Annotated in this window: 7 protein-coding genes and 1 pseudogene; 1 reads left to right on the forward strand and 7 read right to left on the reverse strand. The window is 58.2% G+C overall.

Annotation, left to right across the window (positions count from 1 at the left end; translation table 11 throughout):
- A pseudogene (locus EN949_RS29905) lies at nt 1–959 on the forward strand (IS5 family transposase); the annotation flags it as partial.
- 248 nt (nt 960–1207) lie between these two features.
- Here the strand turns inward: EN949_RS29905 and EN949_RS36205 are convergent.
- The 7 genes from EN949_RS36205 to EN949_RS29945 all read right to left on the reverse strand — a co-directional run.
- On the reverse strand, nt 1208–1876 hold the full coding sequence (locus tag EN949_RS36205) for a hypothetical protein (protein WP_176477193.1): 669 nt from the start codon (nt 1874–1876) through the stop codon (nt 1208–1210).
- A 562-nt stretch (nt 1877–2438) separates the two neighbouring features.
- Entirely contained in the window at nt 2439–3215 is a 777-nt protein-coding gene (gene ehuA, locus EN949_RS29915) for an ectoine/hydroxyectoine ABC transporter ATP-binding protein EhuA (protein ID WP_063170381.1), read from the reverse strand.
- A gap of 119 nt (nt 3216–3334) precedes the next feature.
- Nucleotides 3335–4003: an ectoine/hydroxyectoine ABC transporter permease subunit EhuD gene (gene ehuD / locus EN949_RS29920; RefSeq protein WP_063169345.1), complete on the reverse strand. Its 669-nt coding sequence runs from the start codon at nt 4001–4003 to the stop codon at nt 3335–3337.
- Entirely contained in the window at nt 4000–4671 is a 672-nt protein-coding gene (gene ehuC, locus EN949_RS29925; protein ID WP_063169346.1) for an ectoine/hydroxyectoine ABC transporter permease subunit EhuC, read from the reverse strand. Before ehuC ends, ehuD begins: the two co-directional genes overlap by 4 nt.
- Nucleotides 4672–4730: 59 nt before the next feature.
- Nucleotides 4731–5603, reverse strand: a complete 873-nt coding sequence (ehuB, locus tag EN949_RS29930) for an ectoine/hydroxyectoine ABC transporter substrate-binding protein EhuB (RefSeq protein ID WP_082826582.1) — start codon at nt 5601–5603, stop codon at nt 4731–4733.
- 224 nt (nt 5604–5827) lie between these two features.
- Nucleotides 5828–6949 carry an alpha/beta hydrolase gene (locus tag EN949_RS29935; RefSeq protein WP_063169347.1) on the reverse strand — a complete coding sequence of 374 codons (1122 nt, stop codon included), beginning with the start codon at nt 6947–6949 and terminating at the stop codon, nt 5828–5830.
- Between the two features lie 770 nt (nt 6950–7719).
- Nucleotides 7720–7847, reverse strand: a 128-nt coding sequence (locus EN949_RS29945) for a GMC oxidoreductase (protein ID WP_144289770.1), incomplete at its 5' end; no start/stop codon positions are given.

Here is a 7847-nt window from a genome sequence, read left to right on the forward strand (position 1 = left end):
CCGTCTATTCGGACGGCCCCGGCATGCCGCCGCTGCCGACCCGGCTGATGGCGGGGCTGGCGATCCTCAAGCACACCTTCAACCTGTCGGATGAGGTGCTGTGCGAGCGCTGGGTGGAGAACCCTTACTTCCAGTATCTCACCGGCGAGACGTTCTTTTGCCATACGCTGCCGTTCGACCTCTCGTCGATGACGCGCTGGCGCAGCCGCATGGGCGAGGAGCGGATCGTGGCGCTGTTGCAGGAGAGCCTCAGCCTTGCGGTCAAGACCGGGGCGATGAAGCCGGCCGACACGCGCCAGGTGATCGTCGACACAACCGTGCAGCCGAAGAACGTCATGTTCCCGACCGACGCCAAGCTCATCAACCGGGCGCGCGAACGGCTGGTGCGGCTGGCCAAGAGGGAAGGAGCTCCATTTGCGCCAGAGCTATCAGCTGGCGCTGATCAGCCACCAGCGCTATGCCCACGCCAAGCAGTTCAAGCGGGCCAACAAGGCGCTGCGCAGGCTCAAGACCTATCTCGGCCGGACCATTCGCGACATTTCTCGCCAGATCGCCGGCGATGCGGGGCTGGACGCGCTCTTCAAATGGCCGTTCTACCAGGCCGCCACCGTTCTCTAGCAACGCCAGCGCCAGCGCGGCCGCAAGATCTACAGCCTGCACGCGCACGAGGTGGAATGCATTGGCAAGGGCAAGGCGCATATGCCCTACGAGTTCGGTGTGAAGGTGTCGGTGGCCACCACGCTGAAGCGCTCCAAGGGCGGCCAGTTCGCCCTGCATGCAAAAGCGCTGCCCGGCAATCCCTATGACGGCCACACGCTGGCAAGCGTCATATCGGCCACATCAAGAACGAACACCGCATGGGCCGCAACTACCTCGCCGGCCAGCAGGGCGACGCCCTCAACGCCGTCCTGGCCGCCGCCGGATACAACTTCTCCCTCCTGCTCAGGTGGCTGAAGTGATTTTTGTGGCCCTTGATCGCCCTGCTTCAACTCCGGCCGAAGTCGGTCGCCGCTTAGCGTCTGGATCACGGTCGACCAGCACGAGTTCCAAAAATCCAACCTGCATCTCAGGCACCGCGTCCTGACCTCGGAAATCGAGGATCCAGTCTCGACAGAGTATTCGACAAGATGCGGACGTGTGTTACAATAACGAGCCGCAACTCATACCAGACATGAGCTCATATTTTGGGATAGTGGCCTCCAAGCGGTCAAGCCACGGACGCGAATGTCATCCGATAAAGGGTCGCGGCGTCATAGATGGGCAGTCCTGTCCTACGACGGATTGCTGACGTCACCATCGGGAACAATGTACATTCAAATAGGAGGGCGGCAATCCCCGGATGTGCGGCGCCAAGTCGCGCGACACAGGCTGCAACCTCCGACTCCATTTCAACAACACCAGCCGGCCACGCGTCACCTTCAATGCCGCCGATGACTACTCTTGCCTCTGCGGATGAATCTATGCCCAGCAGCTCTTTGCCGCAGTGTCTTGAGTCTGCGGCCACAACGGCGAGCTTTGCGTCAGCTGGAAGCTGCCGGAGTAGCGTGGGCGCCAGTAGCAGGCTCGACATGGCCACCGGGACTTCGACAGACGCGGCCACTGCAGCCTGGTACCGGATACTGAACCCGCAGTCCCCGGTTATCGCGACTGCTCCGCGCTCGACCAACCGCCTGGCAGCTGCAATGTAGGCCGGCTCGAGAGAAGCATCACCGGGAATGACCCTCTCCTCCAAAGCCCCGGCCGCGGTCTCTATTATAATTGGGAAGTCGAAAGTTGCCGGGTTGAAGACCGACTCCGGTTGCGGTGGCGGAAATTCACGAGGCGGAAGTCCGATCTCCAGCCCAATAATTCCGAGGGCCCTTTGTTGAGTTGTCACGGAAGCATCCTTCTTCTGGAAGCAGCTAAGATGGTGATTTCGGCAGCAAATGCCCATCACCTGCGCGATACAGGTTCTCTCTGAATGCACGAATTTAACAGCGTCGAAACGGCTGTTTCAGAGAAACATGCCTTTCCAGGCGCAGTAAGTCGGCATTGTTTTGGTGCATTCGCATGAAAGCCGTAAAAACTGGGAAACCGCAGAACGCTTGTGCGACCCTCCCCGGGCCTGTAGGATACCGGGTTTGCGTCCGCCGTCAGACAATCGTGTTAGGGCACTTTCCAGAGCCCAGATGCCCTGAATGGCAGATTGAACGCACATCAGATCTTCAAGCTCGCAACTGCCGAACGGGCAGCGCTATTTACCTAACTCGACCAATCTGGGGCTTGGACCGGACGATCCTAGTTATGCAGTCCTGAATGAACTGGGGCAGTAACCTCGACATCAACCCGGCCCTGAAAAACCGCGCGTAGGTTCGTCGCAGGGCAGCCTGCTCCGAACGGACCAGTTCCTGCCCGGAAGCCACCCACGGGATAACTCAACTAGCGGCACAACCCGCAACTCACCTCGTCTCCAGCACCGCATTGAGAAACTGCTGCGTTCGCTCGTTTTGCGGATTGCCTAAAAGCTGGCTGGGCGGGCCTTGCTCGACAATCTTACCGCCAGAAAAGAAGCACACGCGATCGGAGAACTCCTTGGCAAAGCCCATCTGGTGCGTGACCATCAGCATTGTGAGGTCATGTTCGGCGCTGAGCTTGCGGATGACGTTGAGCACCTCTCCAACCAGTTCCGGGTCAAGCGCTGATGTCACCTCGTCAAACAGCATCACCTTGGGCCGCATGGCCAACGCCCGAGCGATCGCCACGCGTTGCTTCTGGCCCCCGGAAAGCTGGATCGGGAAATGGTTCTTCTTGTCGCCGAGGCCCACCAAGTCGAGCAGCTCTGCCGCTCGGGCCTCCGCCTCCTTCTTCGAGAGCCCAAGGACGGAGATCGGCGCCTCCATGCAGTTCTGCAGAGCAGTCATATGCGGGAACAGGTTAAAGTGCTGGAACACCATACCGATCTTGGCACGCACGCGACGGAGATGACGCTCGCTCGCCGGCACTATTTGGCCGTTCTTCTGCGTATGCGTCAACGGTTCACCGTCGACCCATATCACCCCCCCGTTGATGTGCTCAAGCGTCATCAGCATGCGCAGAACGGTGGTCTTGCCCGAGCCGGACGGACCAATGATGGACACCTTCTCGTTGCGTGCGATCTCGAGATTGAGTTCGTCCAGCACCGTCAACGCGCCGTAGCGCTTTGTGACGTTCTCGAAGCGAACTATGGGTTCGTTCATGACTTTTTCGCTGCGCCTGATATCGAGGTCAAGCTCGTCCCGCCTGGCTGATGCCCTAGGGCGCTTCGTGAGATCGTCCTCGAAGCGAAGCACAAATTCGCTCATAGTATAAGGCCTCCCTATTGCAGATGGTAGCGGCGGTTGAGCCAGACGCGGACCGACTGCACGATAGCGGAAGCAACCAAGCTGAACACGTAGTAGAAGAAGCCGCACATAGTGATCGCTTCTATGTATCGATAGTTATTGCCCCCGAAATTTTTCGCCTGCTGCAGCATCTCGAAGATCGAGATTGCCGCCAGGACCGGCGTGTCCTTGAACATGCCGATGAAGTAATTGCCCAGAGCTGGCACCATGGGCGGGATCGCCTGCGGCAGAATGATTGTTCGCCAGGTCCGCGTTCGCGAAAGGTTTAGTGCCGTACAGGCCTCCCACTGGCCGCCATCCACATTCTCGATGCCGCCGCGGAAGACTTCGGAACAATAGGCTGCATAGTGGATCCCCAGCACGCCAACTCCCGCCGTCCAGGCAGGAATGAAGATTCCGATCTGCGGACCAACGAAATAGACAAAGAACAACTGCAGCAGCAAGGGCGTTGAACGGATAAACTCCACGATCTCCGCCATGGTGGTCGAGACGTAGCGGTTTGGCGACTGGCGAATCATCGCGAAGACAAGACCCAATATCAGCGCGATCGCAAACCCGAGCAGCGTAGCCTCAATGGTGACGATCGCTCCCTGATAGAGATATGGGAAAGCCTCCCATACGTAAGACCAATCCCAGATCTTCAAGCCACCTGCTCCCGAACGAAACCGCGCGAGACGCGGCGTTCCAGCCAGCGCACGAAAGGAGTGATGAGGGCGCGCGCGATGATGTAATAACCGAATAGTGCAACCGCAAAGAACAGCATATAATCGCCAGTTGCGTCGGCCGCCTGCTTGGCGGCGCTAGTAAATTCGGGAATGGTGATGAAGAAGACGAGCGAGCTACCCTTAAGCACATCGATGAGCATGTTACCCCAGGTCGGCAGCATGGCGCGCATTGCCTGTGGGAGGATAATACGCCGCATCATGGTGAGCCGCGAAAAATTGAGCGCTGTAGATGCCTCATACTGGCCCCTATCAACGGCCTGAATGGCGGCGCGGACATACTCGGCTGCGTAGCCAGAGGCATTCATTCCGATCCCCAAAATTCCGACAGTCCACGGCGACAGGAAAATACCGAAAATCGGCAATACAAAGAACCACCAGTAGAGCTGAACCAGCATGGACGTCCCGCGGAAGAATTCGATGTAGGCGATACTGAACCAGCGCAACTGCCGACGGGGAGAGACTCGGGTCAGGCCCACGAAAAGCCCAAGGACGATCGCTACGACGCAGGCGCCAAGAGTGACGATGACCGTAGTCATGACGCCCTTGGTGAGCACGGCAAAGATAAAGCTGAGATCGACCTTACTCATATGCCCTCCCCACTGACCGCCTACCGGCCAAGGGCCGGGGAGCGGTCAGACGCATAGCTTCAGCCCTTGCAAAGATCAGCGGTCTTGCTGCCATCCGGGAGATCGCGTTTGGTGTAACCATATTTGCCGACCGCGGCCATCATTTCGTCAGAGCCAATATAGTCTTTCAACACAGCATTGAACGCGTCTACCGCAGCCTGTTCGCTGAGCGGGAAGGCTATGGCGGGATGTTCATTCGGTCCCGGCGGGGTATACGGGTCAGCCACCTCAATGCTGGGATCCTGCTCGGCAAGAGTCGTCGCGTTCAGACTATAGAGCGAGCCGGCAGCGGCGCGGCCGGCCTTTACAGCCTGTACGACCTCGGGCGGTCCGGCGACCTGCATAACCTTGTCGTCAGGGAAACCTAATTTCTTCGCCTGCTCGACTGCGGTGGTACCCGTCATGATGGCCAGGGTAAGCCCCTTCTTCTGAGCGTCATGGAGGGAATGCAGCGCTTCCGGATTGCCCTTCGGCACGATCATCGAATCATTGCTCGATGCGATCGGTTCGCTGAACAGGACGTTGCGGCACCGCTCCGGCTTAATCCACATGCCGCCCGTGATGATGTCAAAGCGACCAGCCTGGAGGCCCGGGACAAGGGAACCCCAATCGGTTACGACCGGCTCGATTTTGGTCGTTCCCATCTTTCTCAGAACGTCCAGTGTCATCACATTGACCAGGCCAAGCGGCTCGTTGTTCGCACCAGGATAGGCACTGGGAGGCTCATTGGTGAAGCCAAGACGGATCGTTTCTCCGTTCTTAATCTTATCGAGCAGCGACTCCGCCGAGGCCGAACCGGCAAAGGACGAGATTGTCATCGCCGCCAGGCCGAGCGCGGCAATCCTCTTCAAGATTGCAGCCTTAAAGCATTCGTCGAGTTTCCACTTGACCACTGGTTAGTCCTCCGTTTTCGCATCGCCGATGGTCTCCCGATATGCCTCGGGAAAAGACCATTGCATCATTTGTTGAGCTTGTAGTCCGGCGGTTCCCATCATCGTGTGAGCTGCAGGGTCCCCACTTAGGTATAGATTCCTCCAGTCGATCCTTTGCTACGCCACTTGTGCATGCTTCGTGAGCGTAGCAGCGCAGCTGTGGTGCTTTGTGCGAGAAATGCAAGTTATTCGCAGAAATTCGGTGATTTTTGGGTGCATACGCACATTTCCGTCATCCCCGTGGTTCGTTGGAAGTGAACAATCGCGAGCTGTGGTATGGCCAACTGAGGCACACCACGTCTTGCATGACTCCTGCCCTGCCCGGTTGGATGGGCGCCACCGCCTGGGCTATGCCCTTGTTGCCATGGCAGGGCACAAGTTCGTCGTATGCGACACGCCGCTGAGAGATTCGCCTCGGAGACGCTGGCCCGAGCATTGTTCCCGTCACAGTTGATCATTCGTGCCATTGACGGATGAGTCTGTTCACGGCTTCGCTCCGGATCAACCTGGACGGAATCGCCGGCATTATTGAGCAGATGGAAATCTGAATTCCTGATCAGCTTCGCCAGGTTGATCCCTTGCTCCGGCGTCGCGGTAGGGTCGTTCTTGGACCAGATGATCAACGTCTGGGCCTGAAGCTGATCAAGGTAGGGGAAGATATACTTCTGCTGCAGCAGTGGATAACGATGCAGGTTTGTCTCGTCTTCCGGCAATCTCTGCCAGATCTCCCATTGTCCCCGAGCCGCGGCCCGCCGATAGGCTTCTCGCTCGGCGCATTCCACATCCTGCCCGTGGGCGCGGCAGCTTTTCCGCCGTGCGGTGATGTATTCCTCTTCGCTCGGCATCGGGCCGGAACAGCCGTAAGCCTGCCGGCAGGCCTCCAGCCAAGCTTCGTCACGGTCATCTCCGAACGCCGGCGACACGGAGTTAGCGGTCAGCAGGACAAGCTTAGAAACAAGATCGGGACGCACGATCGCGACCCGCGCGTCGACGAATGATCCTTCTGAATGGCCGACTAGCGTGATCTGCTTCAAACCCAGTTGTTGGAGGAAGCTAATTACATGATTCACACGACCGAGCCGGTTAATGTATTTGCAGTCAGCAGGATAATCCGTTCCCCCAAAATGGAGTTGATCAATCGCTACTACCGTAAATTGATCGGATAGCCCGTTCAGCTGCCGAACAAAGGAACTCTTAGCCTCTGCACGGAAGCCCGCCCCCTGCAGGAAAACAATCGGCCTACCAGCTCCGTTCTCGCAGTACGATGTCTCGACACCATCAACCGATACGCGATGCTTGGTGATCATCGGTTCCTCGGCAAAAGGAGGGGCATCAGGTCGGCATTGCGACATGCGAGATGGACTGCCATTGCTCACTCCTGAGCGTAGCAGCCTCACATGCCACGTTGCCGAACTATCTCGTCTGAATACCGGAAATCGGCACCCCGGAGCCTCGCGTCTTGTCACTTTGCTCTGTCGTCGCCCAGCCACTGCGGCCGGGAGCCTTTTAGGTGCATGGGTGGCATTCCCCGCAAGATTTCAACCCTTGCACAGGTCGCCGGTCTTGGTGCCGTCCGGCAGATTGATTTTGGTGTAGCCGTATTTTGACCGACTGCATCATTTGGTCGGAGCCGATATAAGTATTCAATACCTCGTTGAAGGCATCGACCGCCTGCTGATTGGGCAGGAAGGCGAGACTTGGGTAGCCGGCCTTCCCAGCCGGCGGGGTGAACGGATCTGCCATTTCAACGCTGTCGACCTTGTCAGCGAGCTCCTTACCGTGAAGTAGTTTAGCGACCCCGCCGCCGCGCGGCCGACCTTCACTGCCTGCAAGAATTCGGCCTGGCCGGCGACCTGCATGACACGATCCTCCGGAATGCCCGCGTCTTTGGCGGTCGTGACCGTGTCGGAACCGGCGGTGGTGACCAGCGTTAGGCCCTTATCACGAATATCGTCAAAGGAGTGCTGGTCTTTTGGGATTGCCATTCGGCATGAGCAGGGCTTCGGTGAACTTAGCAAGCGGCTCGGTGAACACCACATTGCGGCAGCGCTCCGGCAGAATGTACATGCCGCCTGGCCTAGCTCCGTCTGCCGTCTCTCAAGGTTGTGTCGGCCAATTTCTCAGCCACCATAATCGTCGGAATGTTTGTGTTCGCCCGAGGGCAAAATGGCATGACGGAAGCGTCGGCGATCCTCAAACCCAAAA

It is taken from the genome of Mesorhizobium sp. M7A.F.Ca.US.007.01.2.1 (assembly GCF_003998165.1).
GTDB classification, from domain to species: domain Bacteria; phylum Pseudomonadota; class Alphaproteobacteria; order Rhizobiales; family Rhizobiaceae; genus Mesorhizobium; species Mesorhizobium ciceri.

Bases quoted from the DNA above. Each gene is read 5' to 3' on its own strand.
- ehuA (WP_063170381.1), bottom strand. From the start codon at position 3,215: ATGAACGAACCCATAGTTCGCTTCGAGAACGTCACAAAGCGCTACGGC.
- EN949_RS29935 (WP_063169347.1), bottom strand. From the start codon at position 6,949: ATGATCACCAAGCATCGCGTATCGGTTGATGGTGTCGAGACATCGTAC.
- ehuC (WP_063169346.1), bottom strand. From the start codon at position 4,671: ATGAGTAAGGTCGATCTCAGCTTTATCTTTGCCGTGCTCACCAAGGGC.